Annotated in this window: 27 protein-coding genes and 1 tRNA gene; 9 read left to right on the top strand and 19 right to left on the bottom strand. The window is 65.8% G+C overall.

What is annotated here, in order from left to right; translation table 11 throughout:
* Positions 1–8 precede the first annotated feature (8 nt).
* The 12 genes from ybeY to K7G82_RS17370 all read right to left on the bottom strand — a co-directional run bounded on the left by ybeY (position 9) and on the right by K7G82_RS17370 (position 9,263).
* On the bottom strand, positions 9–512 hold the full coding sequence (gene ybeY, locus K7G82_RS17425) for an rRNA maturation RNase YbeY (protein WP_222991182.1): 504 nt from the start codon (positions 510–512) through the stop codon (positions 9–11).
* Entirely contained in the window at positions 512–1,507 is a 996-nt protein-coding gene (locus K7G82_RS17420) for a PhoH family protein (RefSeq protein ID WP_222991181.1), read from the bottom strand. Before K7G82_RS17420 ends, ybeY begins: the two co-directional genes overlap by 1 nt.
* A gap of 172 nt (positions 1,508–1,679) precedes the next feature.
* The gene (gene miaB, locus K7G82_RS17415) at positions 1,680–3,053 is read right to left on the bottom strand and encodes a tRNA (N6-isopentenyl adenosine(37)-C2)-methylthiotransferase MiaB (RefSeq protein WP_222991180.1); all 1,374 of its coding nucleotides are present in this window, start codon (positions 3,051–3,053) and stop codon (positions 1,680–1,682) included.
* Between the two features lie 23 nt (positions 3,054–3,076).
* Positions 3,077–3,838: a lysophospholipid acyltransferase family protein gene (locus K7G82_RS17410; RefSeq protein ID WP_222991179.1), complete on the bottom strand. Its 762-nt coding sequence runs from the start codon at positions 3,836–3,838 to the stop codon at positions 3,077–3,079.
* On the bottom strand, positions 3,810–4,232 hold the full coding sequence (locus K7G82_RS17405; RefSeq protein ID WP_222991178.1) for a Fur family transcriptional regulator: 423 nt from the start codon (positions 4,230–4,232) through the stop codon (positions 3,810–3,812). Before K7G82_RS17405 ends, K7G82_RS17410 begins: the two co-directional genes overlap by 29 nt.
* A gap of 124 nt (positions 4,233–4,356) precedes the next feature.
* A complete protein-coding gene (locus tag K7G82_RS17400) occupies positions 4,357–4,770 on the bottom strand; it encodes a Ros/MucR family transcriptional regulator (RefSeq protein WP_222991177.1) in 414 nt (137 codons plus the stop codon).
* Between the two features lie 98 nt (positions 4,771–4,868).
* Positions 4,869–5,354, bottom strand: a complete 486-nt coding sequence (gene rimI / locus K7G82_RS17395) for a ribosomal protein S18-alanine N-acetyltransferase (RefSeq protein WP_246623644.1) — start codon at positions 5,352–5,354, stop codon at positions 4,869–4,871.
* 2 nt (positions 5,355–5,356) lie between these two features.
* Entirely contained in the window at positions 5,357–5,968 is a 612-nt protein-coding gene (gene tsaB, locus K7G82_RS17390) for a tRNA (adenosine(37)-N6)-threonylcarbamoyltransferase complex dimerization subunit type 1 TsaB (protein WP_222991176.1), read from the bottom strand.
* Between the two features lie 15 nt (positions 5,969–5,983).
* Positions 5,984–6,577: a malonic semialdehyde reductase gene (locus K7G82_RS17385; RefSeq protein ID WP_222991175.1), complete on the bottom strand. Its 594-nt coding sequence runs from the start codon at positions 6,575–6,577 to the stop codon at positions 5,984–5,986.
* Between the two features lie 41 nt (positions 6,578–6,618).
* Positions 6,619–7,191, bottom strand: a complete 573-nt coding sequence (locus tag K7G82_RS17380; RefSeq protein ID WP_222991174.1) for a NifU family protein — start codon at positions 7,189–7,191, stop codon at positions 6,619–6,621.
* A 47-nt stretch (positions 7,192–7,238) separates the two neighbouring features.
* On the bottom strand, positions 7,239–7,940 hold the full coding sequence (locus K7G82_RS17375; RefSeq protein WP_222991173.1) for a glutamine amidotransferase: 702 nt from the start codon (positions 7,938–7,940) through the stop codon (positions 7,239–7,241).
* Positions 7,941–7,961: 21 nt separating this feature from the next.
* A complete protein-coding gene (locus tag K7G82_RS17370; protein ID WP_222991172.1) occupies positions 7,962–9,263 on the bottom strand; it encodes a M20/M25/M40 family metallo-hydrolase in 1,302 nt (433 codons plus the stop codon).
* A 133-nt stretch (positions 9,264–9,396) separates the two neighbouring features.
* On the opposite strand from K7G82_RS17370, the gene K7G82_RS17365 reads away from it, so the two are divergent.
* From K7G82_RS17365 to K7G82_RS17350, 4 genes are all read left to right on the top strand, one after another.
* The gene (locus K7G82_RS17365) at positions 9,397–10,053 is read left to right on the top strand and encodes a DUF4328 domain-containing protein (RefSeq protein ID WP_222991171.1); all 657 of its coding nucleotides are present in this window, start codon (positions 9,397–9,399) and stop codon (positions 10,051–10,053) included.
* A 25-nt stretch (positions 10,054–10,078) separates the two neighbouring features.
* Positions 10,079–10,522, top strand: a complete 444-nt coding sequence (locus K7G82_RS17360) for a hypothetical protein (protein WP_222991170.1) — start codon at positions 10,079–10,081, stop codon at positions 10,520–10,522.
* A 227-nt stretch (positions 10,523–10,749) separates the two neighbouring features.
* Positions 10,750–12,084, top strand: a complete 1,335-nt coding sequence (locus K7G82_RS17355) for a DEAD/DEAH box helicase (RefSeq protein WP_222991169.1) — start codon at positions 10,750–10,752, stop codon at positions 12,082–12,084.
* A 90-nt stretch (positions 12,085–12,174) separates the two neighbouring features.
* Positions 12,175–15,102, top strand: coding sequence for a M16 family metallopeptidase (locus tag K7G82_RS17350; RefSeq protein WP_222991168.1), 2,928 nt, complete (start codon positions 12,175–12,177; stop codon positions 15,100–15,102).
* 127 nt (positions 15,103–15,229) lie between these two features.
* Here the strand turns inward: K7G82_RS17350 and K7G82_RS17345 are convergent, their stop codons facing one another.
* The 5 genes from K7G82_RS17345 to hslV all read right to left on the bottom strand — a co-directional run bounded on the left by K7G82_RS17345 (position 15,230) and on the right by hslV (position 18,695).
* Positions 15,230–15,631: a GFA family protein gene (locus K7G82_RS17345; protein ID WP_222991167.1), complete on the bottom strand. Its 402-nt coding sequence runs from the start codon at positions 15,629–15,631 to the stop codon at positions 15,230–15,232.
* A 10-nt stretch (positions 15,632–15,641) separates the two neighbouring features.
* On the bottom strand, positions 15,642–16,250 hold the full coding sequence (locus K7G82_RS17340; protein ID WP_222991166.1) for a cytochrome b family protein: 609 nt from the start codon (positions 16,248–16,250) through the stop codon (positions 15,642–15,644).
* Between the two features lie 49 nt (positions 16,251–16,299).
* Complete coding sequence (locus tag K7G82_RS17335) at positions 16,300–16,695, bottom strand: nuclear transport factor 2 family protein (RefSeq protein ID WP_222991165.1); 396 nt, start codon at positions 16,693–16,695, stop codon at positions 16,300–16,302.
* A 71-nt stretch (positions 16,696–16,766) separates the two neighbouring features.
* Positions 16,767–18,068, bottom strand: a complete 1,302-nt coding sequence (gene hslU, locus K7G82_RS17330) for an ATP-dependent protease ATPase subunit HslU (RefSeq protein ID WP_222991164.1) — start codon at positions 18,066–18,068, stop codon at positions 16,767–16,769.
* A 75-nt stretch (positions 18,069–18,143) separates the two neighbouring features.
* Positions 18,144–18,695 (bottom strand): ATP-dependent protease subunit HslV, encoded by a 552-nt coding sequence (gene hslV, locus K7G82_RS17325; RefSeq protein ID WP_222991163.1) that lies wholly within the window; start codon positions 18,693–18,695, stop codon positions 18,144–18,146.
* A gap of 187 nt (positions 18,696–18,882) precedes the next feature.
* On the opposite strand from hslV, the gene K7G82_RS17320 reads away from it, so the two are divergent.
* Positions 18,883–19,299, top strand: a complete 417-nt coding sequence (locus K7G82_RS17320; RefSeq protein ID WP_222991162.1) for a response regulator — start codon at positions 18,883–18,885, stop codon at positions 19,297–19,299.
* A gap of 116 nt (positions 19,300–19,415) precedes the next feature.
* Here K7G82_RS17320 and K7G82_RS17315 read toward each other — a convergent pair whose 3' ends face one another.
* Entirely contained in the window at positions 19,416–21,302 is a 1,887-nt protein-coding gene (locus K7G82_RS17315; RefSeq protein ID WP_222991448.1) for an ABC-F family ATP-binding cassette domain-containing protein, read from the bottom strand.
* Positions 21,303–21,389: 87 nt separating this feature from the next.
* A tRNA-Pro gene (locus tag K7G82_RS17310) sits at positions 21,390–21,466 on the bottom strand.
* Between the two features lie 161 nt (positions 21,467–21,627).
* On the opposite strand from K7G82_RS17310, the gene yajC reads away from it, so the two are divergent.
* The 4 genes from yajC to K7G82_RS17290 all read left to right on the top strand — a co-directional run bounded on the left by yajC (position 21,628) and on the right by K7G82_RS17290 (position 25,013).
* On the top strand, positions 21,628–21,972 hold the full coding sequence (yajC, locus tag K7G82_RS17305; RefSeq protein ID WP_222991161.1) for a preprotein translocase subunit YajC: 345 nt from the start codon (positions 21,628–21,630) through the stop codon (positions 21,970–21,972).
* A gap of 8 nt (positions 21,973–21,980) precedes the next feature.
* Positions 21,981–23,570 (top strand): protein translocase subunit SecD, encoded by a 1,590-nt coding sequence (gene secD, locus K7G82_RS17300; protein ID WP_222991160.1) that lies wholly within the window; start codon positions 21,981–21,983, stop codon positions 23,568–23,570.
* Between the two features lie 91 nt (positions 23,571–23,661).
* A complete protein-coding gene (gene secF / locus K7G82_RS17295) occupies positions 23,662–24,642 on the top strand; it encodes a protein translocase subunit SecF (protein ID WP_222991159.1) in 981 nt (326 codons plus the stop codon).
* A complete protein-coding gene (locus tag K7G82_RS17290; RefSeq protein ID WP_343228597.1) occupies positions 24,639–25,013 on the top strand; it encodes an Mth938-like domain-containing protein in 375 nt (124 codons plus the stop codon). Before secF ends, K7G82_RS17290 begins: the two co-directional genes overlap by 4 nt.

Here is a 25,013-nt window from a genome sequence, read left to right as displayed (position 1 = left end):
CTTACGTGTCAGTCCCTGTTATATGGGTCGGCCAGCCCGATCGATGCGAGCGCGCGTGTCTCCAGCGCCTCCATCGCTTCGGCCTCGGCCTCGCCCTGATGGTCATAGCCTAGCAAATGGAAGGTGCCATGGACAATCAGGTGCGTGGCATGATCCGCGACGCTGATCTCCCGCTCGGCCGCCTCGCGCACGCACACGTCGCGCGCGAGCACGATATCGCCCAGGATCGCCTCGCCATCGTCGGTATTGGCGAGCGTTTCGAGCAGGTCGGGCTGGACCATCGGAAAGGACAGCACGTTGGTCGGCTTGTCCTTGCCGCGATACTGCGCGTTGAGCTGGCGCACCTCGTCATCATCGGTCAACCGCACCGTCACCTCGACGCACAAGGCGCGGTTCAGCCAGCCGGCATGCGGGCTGTGCTCGATCGCGATGCGGACCGCGGCTTCTGCGAGCATGTCCCAGTCGGCGCCATCGTCCCATTCCGGCTCCGTCTGGACGGCAACGTCAAGCATCAGGAATCCGGCCCTTCATAGGCCTGGACGATCTTGCCGACGATCGGATGGCGGACGACATCGGCCGCGTTGAAGCCGACGACCGAAATGCCCTTGATGCCCGACAATTTGCTGACCGCGTCGGCCAGGCCCGATTTGCCGGGATCGGGCAGGTCGACCTGGCGGGGATCGCCGCAGACGACCATGCGGCTGCCTTCGCCGAATCGGGTGAGGAACATCTTCATCTGCGCGGGCGTAGTGTTCTGCGCTTCGTCCAGGATGATGAAGGCGTTGGCGAGCGTACGGCCGCGCATGAAGGCGATCGGCGCGATCTCGATCTCGCCCGACGCGATGCGCCGTTCCACCTGCTCGGCGGGCAGCGTGTCGTAAAGCGCGTCGTAGAGCGGGCGAAGATAGGGATCGACCTTTTCCTTCATGTCGCCCGGCAAGAAGCCCAGCCGCTCGCCCGCCTCGACGGCGGGACGCGACAGGATCAGCCGGTCGATCGATCCGGTGATGAGCTGGCTCACCGCCTGCGCCACCGCGAGATACGTCTTGCCCGTGCCCGCCGGGCCCAGTGCGAAGATGATCTCGTCGCGCGCGAGCGCCTGCATATAGGTGATCTGCGTCGCCGATCGCGGCACGATCGTCTTCTTGCGCGTGCGGATCATCACGCTGGGCGGTTCGGCGACATCATGGCGGATGATGCCTTCGAGCGTCGGCTCGGACGACATGGCGATCACCGCCTCGACCATGCCGGCATCGACATCCTCGCCATGGACGATGCGATTGTAGAGACCGGTGAGCACGTCGCGCGCGCGCGCGGCGGCGGCGGCTTCGCCTTCTATCTGCAATTTGTTTCCGCGAGCGGCGATATAGACGCCGAGCCGGTTCTCGATGGCGACCAGATTCTGGTCATATTCGCCGAACAGCCGGCCGAGGAGCTGGGGTTTTTCAAAAACGATCTCGAGACGCGAGCGATCGCCGACTTGGGCTTGCACTGGCTTGCGCGACATAAGCCTCCTTGAACGCCGTCCGCGGGCGCGGCGCCCGCGACGGACGCCATTACAATGATGCGGTGACGCGATTGTGTCCATCGCCACCTGCAGGACATCGCAAATTTCCGGCGGCTGTCGCCCAAAGGGCACAATGATGATCGTCCGTCACCCCAGCGAAGGCTGGGGTCTGTCAACCAGCACGCGCCATATTCTGCGCCGGATGCCAGCCACCGCTGGCATGACGGTCGGAAACCGGAACGCCGACTACGCTGTTCGGCGCTGCTGAAACAATCTCCACCGGCAGAAGGGATCCGGCCTCGGGCCCATTCTCGACGATCACCGATTGCAGCCAGGGCGATTTGCCGAGCTTCTGGCCCGGGCGCTTGCCGTCGCGTTCGATCAGGATCTCGGTGGTGCGGCCGACGCTCGCCAGATTGAAGCGATGCTGCTGCTCGTTGAGCAGTGCCTGGAGCGCCTGCAGGCGTTCGTCCATCAATCCGGGTGCGATCTGATCGTCCATGTCGGCGGCCGGCGTGCCGGGGCGCGGCGAATATTTGAAGGAATAGGCCATCGCATAATCGACGTCGCGGACGATCTGGAGCGTCGCTTCGAAATCGGCGTCGCTTTCGCCGGGAAAGCCGACGATGAAATCGCCGGAAATGGCGATATCGGGTCGCACCGCGCGAACGCGGTCGATGATCTTCAGATAGCTGGCGGTCGAATGGCTGCGGTTCATCGCCTTCAGGATCGCGTCGCTGCCCGATTGCACGGGCAGGTGGAGGAAGGGCATCAGCGCGTCGATATCGCGATGCGCGGCGATCAGCCCGTCGCTCATGTCGTTGGGATGGCTGGTGGTGTAGCGGATGCGCGCGATGCCGGGGATCAGCGCGATCGTCTCGATCAGCGTGTGGAGGCCGCGTCCCCGTTCGTCGGACCAGGCATTGACGTTCTGGCCGAGCAGGGTGATCTCGCGCGCGCCGCCATCGGCCAGCGCCTTGGCCTCGTCGACGATCTGGTCCCAGGCGCGGCTGATCTCGGCGCCGCGCGTATAGGGCACGACGCAGTAGGTGCAGAATTTGTCGCAGCCTTCCTGCACGGTCAGGAAGGCGCTGGGCCCCTGGCGGCGGGCGCGGCGGGGCAGCACATCGAATTTCGACGCGGCGGGCATGTCGGTGTCGAGCGCATGGCCGCCGGCCGACGCACGCGAAACCAGATCGGGCAGGCGGTGATAGGCCTGGGGTCCGACGACGATATCGACCTGCGGCGCGCGGCGATGGATTTCCGCGCCTTCGGCCTGGGCCACGCAGCCGGCGACGGCGATCATCGGGCGTGGGCCGTTTTCGCGGCGCGCGAGCCGGCCGATATCCGAATAGACCTTCTCCGCCGCCTTTTCGCGGATATGGCAGGTGTTGAGCACGACCAGATCGGCGCTGTCGGCATCGGCCGCGGTCAGCCCCTGCGCGCCGAGCATTTCGCCCATGCGTTCACCGTCATAAACGTTCATCTGGCAGCCGAACGACTTGACGTGGAAGGTCTTGGGCGCGGGGGTCTTGGGGTCGGTCATGGCCGCGCCTATACAGCGGCGGCTCAGGATGCGGAAGCCAGCGCCTCGGCGATGCGATGGCGGGCCTCCGCGGCGATCGCCTTGCGGTCCGCGCAGGCGGCCGGATCGAAGGGTTCGAGGAAGGTCAGGCGGGCGCCGAACCGCCCGCGCCGCTTCAGGATGCGCGCCGCATTCTCGCCACCCGGCTCGTCTCCGACCCAAGCGATCTCCGCCATGGCATGGCCATAATCGATCAGCACCGGCTGCACCCGCATCGCGCGCGGCGGCGGCGAAAGCACCGCGAGCAGCGACGCCTTGAAGGGCAGGATGCCGCCGCCATCGCCGGTGGTGCCTTCGGGAAAGATCGTGATCGGCTGATGCGCCTCGACCGCCGCGCGCACCGCATCGACCTGCGCCGCGACCGACCGGCGATCGGTGCGTGCGACGAAGACGGTGTTGTTGAGCCGGGCAAGCCAGCCGACGACAGGTGTCCGCGCGACATCGTCCTTGGCGACGAAGGCGGTGCCGGTGGTGCCGGCCATCACCAATATGTCCATCCAGCTCAGATGGTTGGCGATGAAGAAGACGTCGCGCTTCAGGGGCAGGCCACGAATCTCGACCGCCGCGCCGAAGATCCGCGCGACGCCACCCAGGAACAGGCGCGGCCATGGCGATGCCTGGCGTGCGGCCCGCCACAGATAATGGGCGGGCAGGCAGAAGATCAGCAGCAGCGCGGCCGACAGCAGCCGCGCGAAAAGTCGGACGGGTCCGAGCGCGTCAGCTCTTGCGATCGAGAGCGACGCCATAGAGCTCCATGCGGTGGTCGACGAGGCGATAGCCGAGCTTTTCGGCGATCTGCTTCTGCAGCGCCTCCAGTTCGGGATCGACGAATTCGATCACCTTGCCGGTTTCGACATCGATCAGATGATCGTGATGCGCTTCGGGCGCCGCTTCATAGCGGGCACGGCCGTCGCCGAAATCGTGGCGTTCCAGGATTCCCGCCTCTTCGAACAGGCGGACGGTGCGATAGACGGTGGCGATCGAGATGCCGGGATCGATCGCGGACGCGCGCTCGTGCAGCTTCTCGACGTCGGGATGATCCTCCGCCTCGGAAATGACGCGGGCGATCACCCGGCGCTGTTCAGTGATCCTGAGGCCATTTTCGTGGCACAGGGCTTCAACATCGATCTTGCGGCTCATGATTCTCGCTCTTCTCGCCCCGAAGTCCCCATATGGGGAACCCTAGCCGCTTTTGAAGGAGTGGAAAAGGGCGGCGGCGGAAAGGGATGGCCGCCGCCCGTTCTGAAATTGTCCAAACGGACTTTCAGCGCTTGCGGCGCTTGGTGCCCAGGCCGATCTTCTTGGCGAGCGAGCGGCGCTGCTCGGCATAGTTGGGGGCGACCATCGGATAGTCGGCAGGCAGGTTCCACTTGGCGCGATACTGCTCGGGGGTCATCTGATAATGCGTCATCAGATGGCGCTTGAGCATCTTCAGCTTCTTGCCGTCTTCCAGGCAGACGATGAAATCGGGTTTGATCGAGGAGCGCACCGAAACGGCCGGCTCCTGCTTGATTTCGGGTTCGGCTTCAGGGGTGCCGAGGCCGGAAAGCGCGCCATGAACATTCTGGATGAGGAGGGGAAGGTCGGAAACCGCGACGCTGTTGTTGCTGACATGCGCAGCGACGATATCGGCGGTCAAAGTGATCAACGTCTCCGAAAGCTCATTATGCTCGTCCATATCTCTCTCTTCTGGGTCGGATTGGCGGCGCAAGGGGGTCGCGACGCGCGCGCTCATTAGACGCGGCACCGGCGGCTGACAATGAAGAACCGGGCTTTTCAGGGGCAGAGCGGCAGGCTGTAAGTATGCGCGTCGAATAGATCGCCGTTCGCGCCGCGATAATAATTGATGCGTTCGCCGACTTTCGAAAAGCCAGTCCCTGTATAAAGAGCGATCGCCGGATTGTTCGATCGAACCTCCAGGAACAGGCTCGCGGCGCCACGGCGGCGGGCGGCCTCGGCGACCCCCGCGATCAGCCGAACGCCGATGCCGCGGCGGCGGGCTTCGGGGTGGACCGCGATCAGCAGCAGTTCAGCCTCGTCGACGATCACGCGGGTCAGCGCGAAGCCGGCGGGGCGGCCGTCAAGCTCGGCGATCATCAGCCAGGTGCCCGGGCTCGCCAAAATTCCGGCGCACTGGCCCGACGTCCATGCCTCGCCATAGGCCGGATCGAACGCGGCGCGCATGATCTCCATCACCGGGGCCATGAAGGTCGCATCGACGCTCGCCACGCGGATCGCGCCATAGCCTCTGGCGTCGGCCATGGTCATGCCATCGGCTTGGCGTCGGGCGCCCGGCCATAGATCGGGACCGCCGCCAGCGCGCGCAACTCCACGGGCAGGACGACGACGCGCGCGGCTTCCAGGCCGACAGAGGCGGCGTGCCCCGATCCGCGTGCGGCGACGAGAGTCGCGGCGGCGTTGCCGACGATCCGATCGTCGGGCACGAAGCGCGCGGCCTCTTCGGGAACGAGCGAGGCGAGGTCGGACAGAGGCTTCATCGGCTCCTTCGCGAAGCGCTGAACGAAGAGCTGACCATGCCCGCCGTCGATGGCGACGGCAAGGCTGTCCACGTCGTTCCAGTCCGCGGCGGCCGCGATCAGCGCGAGCGAGGAATAGCCGTGCACCACTGCGCCCCAGGCGAGGCCGAGCGCGCGGGCGGCGGCGAGGCCCACCCGGACGCCGGTGAAGCTGCCTGGCCCGCAATCAACCAGGATCTCGCCGGCGCGGCCCTTGTCGGGCAGCGCCGCGATCATCGGGATCAGCCGTTCGGCATGACCCCGGCCGACCTCCTCATGCGCATGGGCGATGACGGCGCCATGTTCGATCAGCGCGACCGAACAGGCGCCGGTCGCCGTCTCGATCACGAGCGTGCGCATGCCGGCGGAAGAACCTCAGGCGATCGTGTTGAAACGCTCGAAGGCGGGGCGCGGCAGGCGATCGAAGATCGTCGCGGGATCGCCATAGCCGAGCGTCGAGATGAAATTGGATTTCACATTGGGCGTGTCGGCGAAGAACGCCTTGTCGACCGCGCCATTGTCGAAGCCCGACATCGGCCCGGTGTCGAGGCCCAGTGCACGCGCCGCCAGGATGAAATAGGCGCCCTGGAGCGAGCTGTTGCGCAGTGCCGCGACTTCGCGCGCCGCCGGATCGGGGAACCAGTCGCGCGCTTCGGGCGCGTGCGGGAAAAGATCGATCAACTGTTCGTGGAAATCCACGTCCATGCCGATGATCACGGTCACCGGCGCTTTCTGGATCTTCGCACCGTTGGTGCCGCTGGAGAGCGCGGCGAGCTTGTCCTTGGCGTCCTGGCTGACGCACCAGACCAGTCGCGCCGGCAGCATGTTGGCCGATGTCGGCCCCATCTTCAGAAGCTCCCAGATCTCGTGAAGCTGGCCTTCGCTCACCGGCTTGTCGAGATAGCCGTTATAGGTGCGTGCGCCGCGAAACAGTGTGTCGAGCGCGTCGGACGAGAGCGGTTGGCCCATGATTGACTTTCCCCTTGGCAGATATGTCGGATTGCGGCGGATCAGACCGCCTGGACGCCCGTGACTTCGGGCACATAATGCTTCAGCAGCGATTCGATGCCGTGCTTGAGCGTCGCCGTCGACGACGGGCAGCCGGCGCAGGCGCCCTGCATCTTCAGATAGACCGTGCCCTTGTCGAAGCCGCGATAGATGATGTCGCCGCCGTCATTGGCGACGGCTGGGCGCACGCGCGTGTCGATCAGATCGCGGATCTGCGCGATGATATCGGCATCGGCGGGGTCGTCGGCGAACGCCTCCTCGGCCGGAACGCTGATGCCGGCGGCGCTCGCGGCGCGGAACAGCGGCATTTCGGCGGAGAAATGGTCGAGCAGCACCGAAAGCACCTGCGGCTTCAGGTCGCTCCAGTTCACGCCGGGCGCTGCTGTGACCGAGACGAAATCGCTGCCGAAAAAGACGCCGACGACGTCGCCGAGCGAGAACAGCGCTTCCGCGAGCGGCGATGCCTCGGCCTCCTCGGGCGATGCGAAGTCGCGCGTGCCGGTTCCCATCACGGCGCGGCCGGGCAGGAATTTGAGCGTCGCCGGATTCGGCGTGGTTTCGGTCTCGATCAGCATGGCGCCCATGTGGGGCCGGAGACCCGGCCGATCAAGCCAATTCTCCTTTAAGGCAGCATAGCCAGCCAGCGTGCGATCATCGCCTGGCCGGCCGCGACGCAGGCGGGGCCGAGCCGATCATAATCGGCCCGCAGCACGGCGCCGTCCAGGCCCAGTCCGGCCAGGTTTTCGGCCGCATTGTCGATCCAGCGGTCGATGCGGGGATCAAGGCCCATCTCCGCATGGAATTGCAGCGCGAGCAGCGTATCGCCGCGCCGGAACGCCTGATGCGGGTAGAGCGGGCTGGACGCGAGCCATTCGGTGCCTTCGGGCAGGTCGAACGTGTCGCCATGCCAGTGGAGCACCGGCGTATCGCCCAGCGCGGCGAGCGGCGTGTTCGCGCCGGTATCCGTCAGCGTGATGGGGTGGAAGCCGATTTCCTGCACCGGCCCCGGATAGACGGCGGCGCCGAGCGTCGCGGCGATGATCTGCGAGCCCAGGCAGATGCCCAAAGTCGGCCGGTCGGCGTCCAGCCGGCGCCGCAGCCGCGCGATCTCGTGGTCGATCCAGGGATGCGCCGCGCGCTCGTAGACGCCCATCGGCCCGCCCATGAGCACCAGAAGATCGGGCGCGGTGAGGTCGATACCGGCAAATTCGGGATCGGTCGCGTCGACGCTGTCGAGCGCGTAGCCCGCCGCCGCGATGGGATCGCCGAAACCGGCGATATCCTCATAGGGAATATGTCGGATGATCAATGCGGTTCGGGTCATGATGGTCTGCCGGTGTCCGATTTATCGCGTCTCGCGGCTCAGCCGCGTCATCAGGATCGCGGCGCGCTTCGCCTGGCGCGGGAAGCTCGACAGATCGACGGTCTCGCCCGGCGCATGGCTGCCCGCGCCCGACGGCCCCAGCCCCACCAGCCCGGGCACATCGTTCGCGACGAAGCCGATATCCCCGGCGCCCCGCTTCAGCGGATCGAGCGGTTGCATCTCAGCCAGCCCGAGATCGCGATTGATGCCGTTGAGCTTCGCCAGCAGCGCGCGATTGCCCTCGGTCGGCGCCATCGCCGGATAGCCGCCCGGATCGAAGCCGATCTGCGCGGTCGCGCCGGCCAGCGGGCGGGCGACGATCGCCTGCATCTTGCCCTTCACGCGATCGATCTGTTCGTTGGACAGTGCGCGCAGGTCGCCGCGGGCGATCGCGGTCGCGGCGATGATGTTGGATTTTCCGGCGACGGTGCCGGCGATCCTGCCCTCGTTCAGCGCAACGTCGCTGCCGCCCGCGATCAGGCCGACATTGAAGGTCAGGTTGGGTTCGGGCAGTTCGGTGCGGAAGGCGGTGACGATCTTCGACAGGCCGTAGATCGCGCCATCGCCGACGCCGGGTGCGAAGATCCCGCTCGAATGACCGCTCTTCGCGGTCACCGTCACGGTCCAGCTATCGCTGCTGCGCCGGGCGATCGAACCCATATCCTTGCCGTTTTCGATACTCAGCCCCTCGAAATCGAGCGCGGCGTCGGCGCGCTTGCCTGCTTCGATCAGGTCGCGGCGCGCCACCTCGATCGGATCGCCCGCATCCTCCTCGTCGCCGGTCAGCACCACCTCGATATCGGCATCCTTGAGCGTGCCGGCGGCATGCATCGCGCGCAGCGCCATCACCATCACGACGATGCCGCCCTTGTCGTCGCCCGCGCCCGGGCCTTCGCCGATATCGCCCTTGCGGGTGAAGGCCTGGAAGGGCGAGGCGGGTTCGAACACCGTGTCGAGATGGCCGATCAGCAGCATCCGCTTGCCCCGGCCATTGCCCTTGTGGACCGCGACCAGATGGCCGGCGCGTTTCGTCTCGGTCATCGGCGCCCAGCGCACCGCGAAGCCCAGGGGCTCCAGTTCGGCGCGCATCATCTCGCCCACCTTGGTCACGCCCTCCGGGTTGAGCGATCCCGAATTCTGGTTGACCAGCTTTTCGAGCAGCGCGATCGCGCGGTTCTGATCGGCATCGACGGCGGCCGCCATCTTGCGTTCGGCGGGGGCCAGCGCGGCATGGGCGGGGACGGCGAGCAAGGCGGCGGCGAGGGGTGCGAGGATGATCTTCATGGCGCGTTTGTGCGTGAAGACGCGCTGGCGGGCAAGCGGCAGGAACGCATCGAATCATGCGGTGGCGGTATGGCTTCATGTCGCTTGTTGGGCTGTAGCGGCAATGATAACCCGCTGACCGGGAGAGGACTTCATGAGCGATCAATATGCGTTCCGCGATCAGCGCGGATTGGCTAAGGCCTGTCTCGTCCTTCTTTATATTCAGGCAGGAGTGGCGGTGTTCGGCATCGCTTCGGCTTGGTGGACCTATGATCTGCTCAGCAGGGCATCAGTGCATATGCCCGTCGGCTCCGGGCTTCTAGAGGCGGATAATGTACGGGCAATGTTCGTTTCCGTGCTCGGGACCTTCTTATATATTGTCGGCGGCATTGCCGTTCTGACCTGGATCTACAGCGCCAGCCGTCGCGCGCATCTTGTGGGGGCATTGGAAATGACGGTGACGCCGGGGTGGGCGGTTGCCTGGTATTTTGTTCCCATCGCAAATCTTTTCATGCCATTTCGCGCCATGCGCGAGATCGACGAAGCAAGTGCGAGCGCACTTCCCGGTGAGGATGACCGCCTTGGTGGAGAGGGTATGCTGCTTGGTTGGTGGGGCAGCTGGCTGGCAATGAACATGACGGCGTGGGTGTCGTTTCGCCTCTCCATGAACGGCGTCACTGTGGACGATCTGCGAACAGCGGCCCTGTTCGATCTGATATCGTTTCTGCTGACGATTCCCGCTTGCCTGTTGCTCGCGGCTATCATCGCGCGCATCCAGTCATTCCAGAACAGGGCCGCACCTATCGACTGATCATATCGAGCAAAGGGGACGGGGCATGGGCGTTCAGGTCATCGACGGCACGCTGGACAGCATCGAACTGGGGCGCGAGGCCAAGGGTATCGCGATCTTCAAATCCGCCAGTTTCACCACCGCCGACGGGCAAAGGAAGGCGCTGCCCAAATTCGTTGCCCCCGCATCGCTCAAGGGCGATCTGGTGCCCGGTACTAGGGCGCGCTTCTATCATTACAAATCGATCGATCACCAGGGCATTGTCGGCGTGCGCTTGCCCGATGGTCGGGCTGCCTTTCATTTTCCGCGCAACAACGAATGGATCGCGCTGGGCGTGGTGATCATCAATATCGTCTGGCTGACGCTGATGATCGTCGCGGAGGACCGGATTCCGTTTCTCGCGGTGGGGCTCATCATATTGGGCGCGGTGCTGTGGTTCATATCGCGCAAGAGCCGTGCGGAGGCGAAGGCCCTGTTCGACGCGGGCTAGTCTCGGTTCGCCTTGCTTTCGCCACCATTGTCGACCATATGCGCCGCAGCGCACAAGGCCGGTGGACCGGCCTGACCATATCGGCAGCGTGAACGCCCGGGTTTCCGGGGCCGGCCGAACCAGATGCGCTTTGCCCAAGGCTTCCCTTTTCACGCGGGTCGTCATCGAACCCCGCGGTTCGTGCGCCAGCCCTGGCGCACGCCTCGCATAGATTGTGAGTTACGGATTTGACCAACTTCACCCAGCTCGGCCTTGCCGAGCCGATTCTCAAGGCGCTCGCCACCAAGGGCTATGACAAGCCCACGCCGATTCAGGCCAAGGCGATCCCGTCGCTGCTCGAGGGGCGTGACCTGTGCGGCATCGCGCAGACCGGCACCGGCAAGACCGCGGCGTTCGCGCTGCCCAGCCTCGATTATTTCCACAAGAATCCGCGGCCGACGCCGCTCGGCGGATGCCGTATGCTCGTGCTGTCGCCGACGCGCGAACTCGCCAGCCAGATCGCCGTTTCGTTCCGCGACTATGCGCGCTTCATGCGCCTGTCGGTCGAGACGGTGTTCGGCGGCGTGCCTGTCGGCAAGCAGATCCAGCGCATGCGCGCCGGCGTCGACATCCTCGTCGCCACGCCCGGCCGCCTGCTCGACCTGATCGACCAGCGCGCGCTGACGCTCAAGGACGTCGAGATCTTCGTGCTCGACGAAGCGGACCAGATGATGGACCTCGGCTTCATCGTCCCGATCAAGCGCATCGACAAGCTGCTGCCCCGCAAGCGGCAGAGCCTGTTCTTCTCCGCCACCATGCCGAAGGCGATCGCGGAGCTGGGTGATCGTTTCCTGACCGATCCGGTCAAGGTGTCGGTGGCGCCGCAATCGACCACCGCCGAACGCGTCCGCCAGTACGTCACCTTCGTCAACCAGAAGGAGAAGCAGGCGCTGCTCACCATGACGCTCAAGAACGAGCCGATCGAGCGCGCGCTGATCTTCACGCGCACCAAGCATGGCGCCGATCGCGTCGTGAAGCATCTCCACGCCGCGAATATCGGCGCGGCGGCGATCCACGGCAACAAGAGCCAGCCGCAGCGCACCGCAGCACTCGGCGCGTTCCGCAAGGGTGAGATCAAGTTCCTGGTGGCGACCGATATCGCCGCGCGCGGCATCGACGTGCCCGGCGTCAGCCACGTCTTCAATTTCGAGCTGCCCAATGTGCCCGAACAATATGTCCACCGCATCGGCCGCACCGCGCGTGCCGGGGCGGAGGGCGTTTCGGTCAGCTTCGTCGATGGCGAGGAAAAGGGCTGGCTGCGCCAGATCGAGCGTCTGACCGGCGTGAAGCTCGACACGATTCCGCTGCCGGAGAATTTCACGGCGGAAGCGGCGCGCCTGCCCAAGCCGAGCGCCGCGCCGCGCGCCGAACAGCCGCCGCGCGGCGGCCGTGGGCAGCAGCCGCGTCGCCATGACGAGCGCCGCGAGCAGCCCGCGGGCGACCGGCCGAAGCGGCCGTTCCGCCGCCGTCGCAGCGGCGTCGGTGCGCACAAGGGCGCGGTGACGAAGATGGGCGGTCGCTGAAAGACCTCGGCGCCCCATTCCGGTGGGATGGGGCGCACGCGGAATAATCCGTGTTGGCAAGGTTCATCTTTGACCGGTAGGATCGCGTCCATGACGTTCCAGTACCGGCGCATCGTGCGCTTCGCCGTCCTTCCCCTCATTGCCGGCCTCGGCTTCTCCACGGCGACCCTGTTCGCCAAGGATGCCGCGAAGCGCGGCGTCGTCAGCGCGGTGCCTGCCGTGCCGGCGCCACGGCCCACGCCCTGGCTGTACGTCAATAGCGACGTACCCCAGGAAAAGGCGTGGCTGTTCGGCACGCTCGACAACGGCCTGCGCTATGCGATCCGCCGCAACGCCGTGCCGCCGGGCCAGGTTTCGATCCGCGTCCGCATCGATGCGGGATCGCTGATGGAAAACGACAGCGAACTCGGCTTCGCGCATTTCCTCGAACATCTCTCGTTCCGTGGATCGAAGGATGTGCCGGAGCTCGAGGCCAAGCGCATCTGGCAACGGCTGGGCGCGACCTTCGGATCGGACAGCAACGCCTCCACGACCCCGACCGAGACGGTCTACAAGCTCGACCTGCCCCAGGCGACCGCAGAAAGCGTCGATGAAAGCCTGCGCATTCTGGCGGGCATGATGGATTCGCCCAATATCAGCGATCAGACCGTCAATTCCGAACGCGCGGTGGTGCTTGCCGAGCAGCGCGAGCAGTTCGGCGCGGCGGTGAAGGTGGGCGATGCCTTGCGCGCGCATTTCTTCAGCGGGCAGAAGCTGGCGACACGGTCGCCGATCGGGACGACGGCCACGCTGACCGGTGCGACGGCGACCGGACTGAAGGCGTTCCACGATCGCTGGTATCGCCCCGAGCGCGCGGTGGTCGTGGTATCGGGCGATCTCGATCCGGCGGTGATGGAAGCGATGGTGCGCAACCGTTTCAGCGGCTGGAAGGGAGATGGTCCGGCGCCCGCCGATCCCGATTTCGGCAAGCCCGACATGAAGGCGCCGGCCGCCGCCGCCGTGGTCGAGCCGAGTTTCCCCACCATGATCCAGATGGCGGTGCTGCGTCCCTGGGAGCAGGTGGAGGACACCATCTCCTATAATGAAGGGCTGATGGTCGACGCGGTGGCGCTGCGCATCATCAATCGCCGGCTGGAGACGCGCGCGCGGGCGGGCGGCAGCTTCCTCCAGGCACAGGTCGATCAGGAGGATGTGTCGCGTTCGGCGGACACGACGACGGTGTCGCTGGTGCCGATCGGCGACGACTGGCGCGCGGCGTTGCGCGACGTGCGCGCGGTGATCGCGGAGGCGACGACGGTTCCGCCGGGCGCCGCCGATATCGAGCGTGAGGTGAGCGAGTTCGATCTCGCTTTGCTTGGACAGGTCGAGAATGCCGGCGCGGAGCCGGGCTCCAAACAGGCGGACGATCTCGTCCGCGCCGTCGATATCCGCGAAACGGTGACGACGCCGCAGGGCGCGCTCGACATCTTCCGTGGCGCGAAGCGGCTGTTCACCCCCGAACGCATCCGTGACGCCACCAAGCGGCTGTTCGCCGGCGCCGGCCCACGCATCCTGCTGATCACGCCCAAGACGGTGCCCAACGCGACCCAGCTCGCCAGCGCCGCGCTGTCCGAAACCGTGACCGCATCGACGCTGGGCGCCAATGCCCGCGCGGTCACTTTCGACGACGTGCCCAAGCTCGGCACGCCGGGGACGGTGGTGAGCCGGTCTTCGCTGACCCAGTTGCCGATCGAGACGGTGAAGCTGTCGAACGGCGTCAACCTGATCCTGTTCCCCAACCAGGGCGAGCCGGGCAAGGTCTATGTCTCGGTGCGCTTCGGCAATGGTTACAAGGCGTTGCCCGCCAAGCGCGAGACTCTGGCCTGGTCCGGCCCGATGGCGCTGGTCGGCACCGGCATCGGTGATCTGGGGCTGGAAGAGCTCGATCGGCTGACCAATGGGCGCAAGATCAACATGGGTGTCTCGATCACCGAGGACGCCTTTGTGATGAGCGCGGAGACGCGCGCACCCGATCTGGCCGATCAGTTGAAGCTGCTCGCGGCCAAGCTGGACAAGCCCGGCTGGGATCCGGCGCCGATCGTCCGCGCACGCGCGCAATTGCTCGCCAGCTACGAGATCATGGGGGCTTCGCCCGGCAATGTGCTGACGCGCGATCTCGATGCGCTGGTGCGCGGCGGCGATCCGCGCTGGACGACGCCCGACCGCAAGGAGATCGAAGCGCTGACGCCCGAAAGCTTCCGCGCGCTCTGGGCGCCGCTGCTGGCGACCGGCCCGATCGAGGTGCAGATCTTCGGCGACTTCAAGACCGAGGATGCGGTGAACGCCGCGCTTGCCACCTTCGGCGCGATGAAGCCGCGTGGCCCCGCGCCGATCGAGCCCGGCAGCGAGCGGACCGGCGTGCCCGTGCATGTCGCCAAGCCGGTGACGCGCACGCATAGCGGCCCGCCCGAACAGGCGGCGGCGGTGATCGCCTGGCCCACGGGCGGTGGCCTCGATACCGTCGTCGAATCGCGTAAACTCGAAGTGCTGGCGGCGATCTTCAACGACCGGCTGTTCGATCAGCTCCGCAATGCGGCGGGCGCCAGCTACAGCCCCACCGTATCGAGCCAGTGGCCGACCGGCATGGACAATGGCGGCTATATGATCGTGCTGGGGCAATTGAAGCCCGAGGGTGTCGACCTGTTCTTCAAGCTCAGCCGGGAAATCGCGGCCGATCTGGCGGCCAAACCCGTCGATGCCGACGAGCTGGCGCGGACATTGGGGCCGATCAAGCAATATTATGCGCGCGCCGGCACCGCGAACCAGTTCTGGCTGCGCCAGACCGCGGGCTCGTCACGCGATCCCCGCCGGATCGCGGCGATGGCGAGCCTGGCGCGCGATTTCCTGCAGATCACGCCCGAGCAGATCCAGGAAACCGCGAAACGCTATCTGGCGCCCGGCAAGGACTGGTCGATGGTGGTGCTGCCGCAAGCCGCCGTGCCGAAGGCGGCGCCCGCGAAGAAGACGGCGGCGCGCTGAACCTTCCCTCGTCATTCCGGCGAAAGCCGGAATCTCGTGCACTAAGTCACAGGAGATTCCGGCTTTCGCCGGAATGACGGGTGAGGGAAATCGGGCAGGCTTTTCCCGCTTCCCGTCGCTACCCCGCCTATTGCGACGGGTAACGCTCGAACGCCGGCAGGGTATGAACCTCCGCCATCCAGCCGATGCGGTCGGCGGTCTGGATGTGCACCTGCGCCGGAACGGCGTCGGGATCGTCATAGGTGGCGCTCTGCACATCGACGATGCCGGGCAGGATCTCGGCGTTGCGATAGAACAGCCCGGTCCCGCAATCGCCGCAGAAGAAGCGGCGGCCATTTTCCGATGAGGCATATTCGCGCGGGCTGCCCTGGGTCAGGGTGAGCGCGTCCTCGGGATACATGGTCCAGCCGACCATCGGCGCCCCCGCCGCGCGGCGGCAATCGGTGCAGTGGCACAGGGCATGGTGCATGGGGTCGCCGTTCAGCTCGTAACGGACGGCCCCGCAATGGCATCCACCGCTATTGGTCATGTCGCTCTCCTCATATGGCCGACGCCAGTGTCCTGGCCCGTCGCTTCTTTATCCATGCCAACATGCGCAAGCCAAGCGCCGCGACGGCGAGCGGCGCGAAGATCAGCCCCGTCGCCATCCGTTCGGGATCGGCGAGCCGCCCGGCATAGCTGAAGAAGAAGATGAACCAGATATAGTGGATACCGAAGCCGTGCAGCCGCTTCCATGCCGCGCCCAGCGCGCGCTGGCTCGCATCGTTCGAGGTCAGCGCCATCGCCAGGATCAGCACATAGGCGAAGCCGCCGCCGATCAGGGTGAGCAATGGCCGCTGTTCGCCGGTGAGGTTGAGGGCGTGGACGAGCGCGGCGAGATGCACGGTATGCGCCAGCGCGAAACCCAGGCCCCATTGCCGGCGCCGCTGGCGGATGCGGCGAGTCAGCGCCGATGGGAACAGCGTGTCGAGTGCCGCGGCCGAATAGGCGACCAGGAAGATCAGGAAACTCGCCCGCGCCGTCCAGCGCGCGGCGAGGCGGGATTGTTCAACAAAGTCGCCGCCAGACAAGGCGGCGGCCGCGACCGCCGTCGCCGAGGCGACAAAGGCGATCAGGATCGGCGTGGCGCGATGCGAACGAACCGACATGGCTGGTTCCTCCCCTGGGGCGTGTTGTCAGCCCCGGGAAGGCGAGGCGTCAAGCCGAGACCTGATCGATCCAGTCCTGGAGGTTGTAATGATTGGTCACACGCGTGATACGGTTGCCGCCGATCTCGAAAAAGGCGCCGACGCGCAGGTGATAATGCTGGCCGCGCGCGGCGGGCAGATCGCTGTCGGTCTTGAGATATTTGCCTTCCAGGAAGAATTCCGCCGACGCGCGGTTGCCGGCGGGCGAATAGAGGATGACCGGATCGATCACGCGTTCCTTGTAGCAGCGGTTCATATGCTCGAGGAATTCGCGGAACTTGCCGATCCCTTCGCGCGGGGCGCCCTGGCAGGGTTCGTGGACGATCGACTCGTCGAGCAGCGACAGCATCGCCTCCACATCGCCGTGATTGAAGGCGGCGTAATAGGATTCGACAATTCCGGTCATCGATCGCTCCACTTCAGCGGTTCTGGCCCGCCCTATGCCATTCCCGCGGGTGCGGGAATGGCATTGTACCGTCAGAGAACATATTTGCTGAGATCGGTGTTGCGCGCGACCGCCGCGAGCTGGGCATCGACATAGGCGGCGTCGACGGTCAGCTTGCTGTCCTTGCGGTCCTCGGCATCGAAACTCACCTCTTCGAGCAGCTTCTCCATCACCGTCTGCAGCCGGCGCGCGCCGATATTCTCGATCTGGCCGTTCACTTCGGCGGCGATCCTGGCGACCGCCTTGATGCCATCCTCGGTGAATTCGATCTCGACGCCCTCGGTTCCGATCAGCGCCTTGTATTGCTGGGGCAGCGAAGCCTTGGTGTCGGAAAGGATGCGGACGAAATCCTCCTCGGTCAGCGCCTTCAGCTCGACGCGGATCGGCAGGCGGCCCTGCAGTTCGGGCAGCAGGTCGCTGGGCTTGGCGACGTGGAAGGCGCCGCTGGCGATGAACAGGATATGGTCGGTCTTCATCGGGCCGTATTTGGTTGCGACCGTCGTGCCCTCGATCAGCGGCAGCAGATCGCGCTGTACGCCTTCGCGGCTGACCGATCCGCCACGCACGTCGGAGACCGCGATCTTGTCGATCTCGTCGAGGAAGACGATGCCGTTGGCTTCCGCATCGGCGAGCGCGGTGCGGCTGACCTCATCCTGATCGAGGCGCTTGTCGGCTTCCTCCTCGACCAATTTGGTCCAGGCGGAGCGGACGTTGATCTTGCGGCGCTTGAGCTGCTGGCCGCCGAACGCCTTGCCCATCATGTCGGACAGGTTGATCATGCCGATCTGACCGCCTTGGCCCGGCATTTCGAAGGGCATGGAGGGCGCCGCCTCCAGCTCGATCTCGATCTCCGTATTGTCGAGATGGCCGTCATGGAAGCGCTGGCGGAAGGCGGAGCGCGTCGCTTCGCTGGCATCCTTGCCGGTCAGCGCGTCGAGCAGCCGGTTCATCGCGGCTTCCTCGGCCTTGTCCTTCACCGCGTTGCGGCGGCGTTCCTTTTCCAGCCGGATCGCTTCCTCGACCAGGTCGCGCGCGATCTGTTCCACGTCGCGGCCGACATAGCCGACTTCGGTGAACTTGGTCGCCTCCACCTTCACGAAGGGCGCGTCGGCGAGCTTGGCCAGGCGGCGGCTGATCTCGGTCTTGCCGCAGCCCGTGGGCCCGATCATCAGGATGTTCTTGGGCGTCACCTCGTCGCGCAGATCGGGGCCGAGTTGCTGGCGGCGCCAGCGATTGCGCATCGCGACCGCGACGGCGCGCTTGGCTTCCTTCTGGCCGATGATGTGCGCATCGAGCGCGGCGACAATGGCTTTGGGGGTAAGGTCGTCGTTCATGTCATCTTCCATTGGCCCGCGCGAAACCGCGGGGCGCATAGACTGGGTCGATTGTCGATCGGATGGGCGGCCGGATCAGGTGGCCGAATCCATCGTCTCGATGGTGAGCTGGTCGTTGGTGTAGACGCACAGGTCCGCCGCGATGCCCATCGCCTTGCGGCAGATGGTTTCGGCGTCGCCTTCATAGTCCACCAGCGCGCGGGCGGCGGCGAGCGCGAAATTGCCGCCCGATCCGATCGCGGCGACCCCGGCCAGCGGTTCCAGCACGTCGCCATTGCCGGTCAGGATCAGCGTCGTTTCCTTGTCGGCGACGATCATCATCGCTTCAAGGTTGCGCAGATATTTGTCGGTCCGCCAGTCCTTGGCGAGTTCGACCGCGGCGCGCATCAACTGGCCGTTCGCGCGCTCCAGCTTTGCTTCCAGCCGCTCGAACAGGGTGAAGGCGTCGGCGGTGGCGCCGGCGAAGCCGCCGATCACGCTGCCGTCACCCAGCCTGCGCACCTTGCGGGCATTGGGTTTCATCACGGTCTGGCCCATCGAGACCTGGCCGTCGCCGGCGATCACGACCTTGCCGTTCTTGCGCACCGAAAGGATCGTGGTGCCGTGCCATTTGGGCATTTCGCTCATTCAGATAGATTCCTGCGTTCCCCGCTTCATCGATGGGCGCGATATGGGTTGGCACCCGCATCACCGCAAGCACATGCTCCTTTCGTCGAAAAGCTGGCGCAATGCCCGGTGATTCGGTTATCCTCTCTCTTTCGGGCGAAAGGAGGGCGCCCGGCTGGCATCGACCCCGAGACGAGGGAGGTGACGTATGGCGAGTGCATTTGGTGAAACCGGTGTTCCACCCGGTTACCGGGTCCTGCTGGTGGAGGATGATTCCCTGCTGGCCGAAATCGCATCCGAACAACTCGAATCCATCGGCTGCACGGTGGCGCATGTCGCACCCGATGCGGAGGCGGCGATCGCCTGGGTCGATGGCGGCGGAGAGGTCGATCTGCTCTTCGCCGATATCGTGATGCCGGGCATGAACGGCGTCGCGCTCGCGGTCTATCTGAGCGACCGCCGCCCCGATATCCGCGTGCTGCTCACCACCGGCTATGGCGCCGCGCTGGTCGACGAACAGAGCCGGCATTACCGGGTGATCGGCAAGCCCTGGCGCAGCGAGGAGATCGCGGCCGAGATCTGCGGCGTTGCGTCGCGGCCGATCCGGCCCGTGTTGAACATCTAGCGTCCAAGACCGATTCCAGCGAGCGCTGGAGCCGTGATGCTGGGTTCGCTCGACGAGTGTCTCGAGCATCGCATGCGCCCCGGCGTTCGCCGGGGCGGCATCGCGAGTTCGGCGCCTTATGCCGCTTCCTGCGCCTCCAGCGCTTCGCTCGCTTCCAGCCAGCGCGCTTCCGCCTCTTCCAGCTCCTGCTCGACCTTGCCGCGCGCCTGCATCAGTTCGCCCATGGTTCGCTTGGCATCCTGCGGGGTGGCGGACGCGGGATCGAACATCGCGCGGTCGATCTCCGAACGCCGCGTGGTCAGGCGCTTGATGTCGGCTTCCGCCGCCTTCACCGCCTCGCGAATCGCGCGATTGCGCTCGCGGGCATCGGCGGCCGCCTTGCGCGCGTCCTTGGCCGAAACCTTGGGCGCTGCCGGCTTTTCCTGTGCGGGCGCGGTGCCGCCCTTGCCCAGGATCAGATCGGTATAATCGTCGAGCGAGCCCGAAAATTCCCTGGCGGTGCCGCCATCGACCAGCACCAGCCGGTCGGCGGCCAGTTCCAGCATGTGGCGATCATGGCTGACGAGCACGACGGCGCCCGAATAGCCGTTGAGCGCCTGGACGAGCGCCTCGCGCGAATCGACGTCGAGATGGTTGGTCGGTTCGTCGAGGATCAGCATATGCGGCGCGTCGCGCGTGATCAGCGCCAGCGCCAGCCGCGCGCGTTCGCCGCCCGAAAGCTTGCCGACCAAAGTCGTCGCCTTGTCGCCCGAAAAGCCGAATCGGCCGAGCTGCGCGCGCACCGCGCCCGGCGTCGCGCCCTTCATCAGTCGCGTCATATGTTCGACCGGGGTGTCGCCCGCGTCGAGCTCCTCCACCTGATATTGGGTGAAATAGCCGACGCGCATCTTGCCCGATGCGGTGATCTCGCCCGCCATCGGTGCGAGCTGCGCGGCGAGCAGCCGCGCCAGCGTGGTCTTGCCGTTGCCGTTGCGTCCCAGCAGCGCCACCCGATCGGTGGGGTCGAGGCGCAGGTTGAGCCGCTCCAGGATCGGCTTGCCCTCGGTATAGCCCACGCTCGCCAGATCGAGCGTCACCAGCGGCGGGCGCAATTCGTCCGGGCTCGGAAAATCGAAGCTCAGCGAGGGATCCTCGGCCATCGCCGCGATCGGCGCCATCTTCGCCAATGCCTTGGCGCGCGATTGCGCCTGCTTGGCGGTGCTCGCACGGGCGCTGTTGCGCGCGATGTAATCCTGCAGCTTGGCGCGCTGTGCCGCCTGGGCGGCGCGCGCCGATTCGAGCTGGGCCATCCGTTCGGCGCGCTGCTTCTCGAACGCGTCGTAGCCGCCGGGATACAGCGTCGTCCGCCCACCCTCCAGATGCAGGATATGATCGACGACATTGTTGAGCAGGTCGCGTTCGTGGCTGATCACCACCATCGTCGCGCGATAGGATTTCAGGAAATTCTCGAGCCAGAGCGTGGCTTCGAGGTCCAGGTGGTTGCTGGGCTCGTCGAGCAGCAGCAGGTCCGGTTCCGAAAACAGCAGCGCGGCGAGCGCGACGCGCATCCGCCAGCCGCCCGAAAAACTGTCGAGCGGGCGGTGCTGCGCTTCTTCGTCGAAGCCCAGGCCCACCAGGATCCGCGCCGCGCGCGCCGGCGCCGCATGCGCGTCGATCGCGATCAGCCGTTCGTGAATCTCACCGATGCGGTGCGGATCATGCGCGGTTTCGGCCTCGGCCATCAACGCGGCGCGCTCGAGATCGGCGGCCAGCACGGTTTCGAACGGCGTCGCGCTGCCGCCCGGCGCGTCCTGCGCGATATAGCCGATGCGGCTGCCGCGCGGCATGTCGACCGATCCCGAATCGGCTTCGCCCGTACCGGCGATCACCTTCATCAGGGTCGATTTGCCGGCGCCGTTGCGGCCGATCAGGCCGACGCGGCTGCGCGGCGGCAGTGACGCGGTCGCGCCGTCGAGGATAAGGCGCCCGCCCAGGCGCACGGTGATACCGGAAATCGAAAGCATCGCGGGCCGATAGCAGGCGGGATGCGAGGCGTCATCCCGCATCGCGGGGATGCCGGATCGCGTTGATGTTTCTGTTGAGGAAGAAACTGGTCGGGACGAGAGGATTCGAACCTCCGACCCCCACACCCCCAGTGTGATGCGCTACCAGGCTGCGCTACGTCCCGACCGAAGGCGGGCGCTTTAGGGCGAAGTCCGGCGTCTGGCAAGCCTTCGCCGCGCGCCATGCCAAACAAGCAGAAGTTGCCCGCGATGTCTGGGCATGTTAGGCGCCCGCCTTTCACGGAGGATGCAGCACGCGTCCTCGCCCTTGTCACGGGTGACATTGATGATCTTCACTCCCGCTTATGCCCAGGCCGCCGGCGCAGCTTCGTCGAGCGGCGGCATGGCCGCCTTCTTCGTTCAGGTCGCACCGCTGATCCTGATCTTCGTGATCTTCTGGTTCCTCATGATCCGCCCGCAGCAGAAGCGGATGCGCGAGCATGCGGCCCGCATCAACGCGGTGCAGAAGAATGATCAGGTGGTCACCGGTGGCGGCCTGGTCGGCAAGGTCACCAAGGTCGACGACGCGCATGTCGAGGTCGAGATCGCCAGCGGCGTGAAGGTGAAGGTCGTCAAATCCACGCTGAGCGACGTGATGCCGGTCGGCGGCGCGCGGCCGGCCAACGACTGAGCCCGGCGATGCTCGATTTCCCGCGCTGGAAGGTCTGGCTGGTCTGGCTGCTCATCGTCATCAGCTGCGCCTATTCGATCCCGAGCTTCTTCCCCAAGGCGCAGACCGCGACCTGGCCGAGCTTCGCTCAGGTACGCTTCAACCTCGGTCTCGACCTGGCGGGCGGCAGCCACCTGATGTTCGAGGCGGACACCGGCGACGTCGCCAAGCAGCGGCTCGAATCGATGGAGGACATCGTCCGCACCGAGATGCGCCGGGCCAGCCCGCGCATCGAGATCGGCGATATCTCGTCGCAGGGCGGGCAGCTGTCCTTCATGGTCCGCGACGCCAGCCGTGTCGATGCCGCCGTGGAACTGATGCGTGCGCAGACGCAGGGCGCGGGCATGACCGGCCAGCGCGACTGGGATGTAAGCGTGGTGGATGCCACGCGAATCGTGCTGAAACCCACCCAGGCGGGCATCGCCAAGTCGCTCGACGATGCGATGGCGACAGCGCGCGAAGTCGTCGCGCGCCGCATCGATCCCGATGGCACCAAGGAAGTGACCGTGGTGCGCCAGGGCAGCAATCGCCTGGTTGTCCAGGTGCCCGGCGTCGAGGATCCCGGATCGCTCAAGGAGCTTGTCGGAAAGACCGCGAAGCTCGATTTCAAGCTGGTCGATCTCAACGCCAATCCCAATGAGGTCGCGCAGGGGCGCGCGCCGGTCGGCAGCCAGGTGCTGCCGCAGGTCGGCGGTGGCTTCATCGCGGTCAAGCGCCAGGTGATGGTGAGCGGCGACCAGTTGATCGACGCCACCCAGACCTTCGACCAGCAGTCCAACGCGGCGGTGGTCTCGATCCGCTTCGACAGCCAGGGCGCCAAGCGCTTCGCGCGCGTGACGCAGGAAAATGTCGGCAAGCCGTTCGCGATGATTCTCGACGGGATGGTGCTGTCCGCGCCCAATATCAACGAGCCGATCCTGGGCGGTCAGGCGCAGATCTCGGGCAACTTCACGGTCGAGAGCGCGAACGCGCTCGCGATCCAGCTCCGCTCGGGCAAGCTGCCGGTCGCGCTCAAGGTGATCGAGGAACGCACGGTCAGCCCCGAACTCGGTGCCGATTCGATCGAGAAGGGCGCGATCGCGGGCATTGTCGCCACGCTGGCCGTGATCATCTTCATGATCGTCACCTATGTCCGTTTCGGTATCTATACGACGGCGGCGCTGGTCGTGAACGCCTTCATGATCCTGGGCGTCATGGCGATCTTCAATGCCACGCTGACGCTGCCCGGGATCGCCGGCTTCGTGCTAACGATCGGCGCGGCGGTGGACGCTAACGTGCTGATCAACGAGCGTATCCGAGAGGAGCAGCGACGAGGCAGGCACACGCTGCAGGCGGTGGAGTTCGGCTATAAGGAGGCCAGTCGCGCGATCTTCGACGCGAACATCACCAACGTCATCTCCGCCGCGATCATGTTCACCTTCGGCCAGGGGCCGGTTCGCGGCTTCGCGGTGGTGCTCACCATCGGCATCATCACGTCGGTGTTCACCGGCGTCACCTTCACTCGGTTGCTGGTCGCGCAATATCTGAAGCGCAACAGGCCGAAGGAACTGGTGATCTGATGTTGCGCCAGCCCCATCGCTTCTCCCGGAAAACTCCGTATTCCTGCATTCCCGCCTTTGCGGGGATGACGCAGGATAAAGGCATCGACCCATGCGTCCGCTAAAGCTCGTCCCAGACAACACCAACATCCCGTTCCTGAAATACAGGAACATCGCGATGGCCTTTTCGATGTTGCTGATCATCGGCTCGCTGGCGCTGGTCGCCGTGCGCGGCTTCAACCTCGGCATCGATTTCGTCGGTGGGCAGATGGTGCGAGTCACCTTCGACCAGCCCGTGAATATCGAGAAATTGCGCGGAACCGTGGAATCGCTCGGCCAGGGCGAGGCTTCGATCCAGCAGTTCGGGCCCAAGGAAGTCGCGATCCGCACGCCGTTGCCCGATGGCGACGAGACCGCCGCGAACCGCGCGGCCGAAGAGATCCGCGCCACCGTGCAAAAGGCGTATCCGGGCGCGCATCTTGGCGGCACCGAAAGTGTCTCGGGCAAGGTCAGTCAGGAACTCTTCCGCACGGGCGCCCTGGCGCTCGGCCTCGCCATGTTCGCGATCGCGCTCTACATCTGGTTCCGTTTCGAATGGCAGTTCGGCGTCGGCGCGCTCTTCGCGCTGTTCCACGACGTCGCGCTGACATTGGGCTTCTTCGCGCTGACCCAGCTCGAATTCGACCTCGACGTGGTGGCCGCGATTTTGACGATCGTCGGCTATTCGCTCAACGACACGATCGTGGTCTATGACCGTATTCGCGAGAATATGCGAAAATACCGCAAGATGGACATGATCGGCCTGCTCGATCTGTCGGTCAACGAAACGCTGTCGCGCACCCTCGTCACCTCGCTGTCGCTGATCATCGCGCTGTCGGTGCTGCTGGTGCTCGGCCCCGACGTGATCTTCGGTTTCACCGCATCGATGCTGCTCGGTATCGGCATCGGGACCTTCTCGTCGGTCTATGTCTCGGCGGCGATCCTCCTCTGGCTCAAGCTGAAGCCCGACAGCTTCCTGCCCAAGGAAAGCGCGACGGCGAATGCGGCGGAGCGTGTCCGCTCGAGCGATCCCAACGACGGCGCGGTGCCGTGAGCATCCAGGTCCGGCCCGATGCGGCCGGGCCGGGGCCGCGCATCACCGGCTTCGCCGACGGCGGCTTCCGGATCGATGGCCGCGTGATGACGGCCGCGTTGCTGACGCCGCAGAATGCGGCGGCATGGGACGCACCTGCTCTCGATGCGCTTGATGCGGTGGCATTGGCGCCGCTGGTCGCGGTACGGCCTGAATTCATCCTGATCGGCACCGGTGCCGTGATGGCGCGGCCGCCGCGCGCGCTGGTCGATGCGCTCGATGCGGACGGGATCGGCGTGGAGGCGATGGACAGTCGCGCCGCCGCCCGCGCCTGGGGGATATTGCGCGGCGAGGATCGCTGGATCGCCGCCGCCTTGCTGCCGCTGGCCTGA

This window comes from Sphingomonas colocasiae, from assembly GCF_019880585.1.
In the GTDB taxonomy this organism is placed as follows: Bacteria; Pseudomonadota; Alphaproteobacteria; order Sphingomonadales; family Sphingomonadaceae; genus Sphingobium_A; species Sphingobium_A colocasiae.
This window is presented reverse-complemented; position numbering and strand designations above follow the sequence as displayed.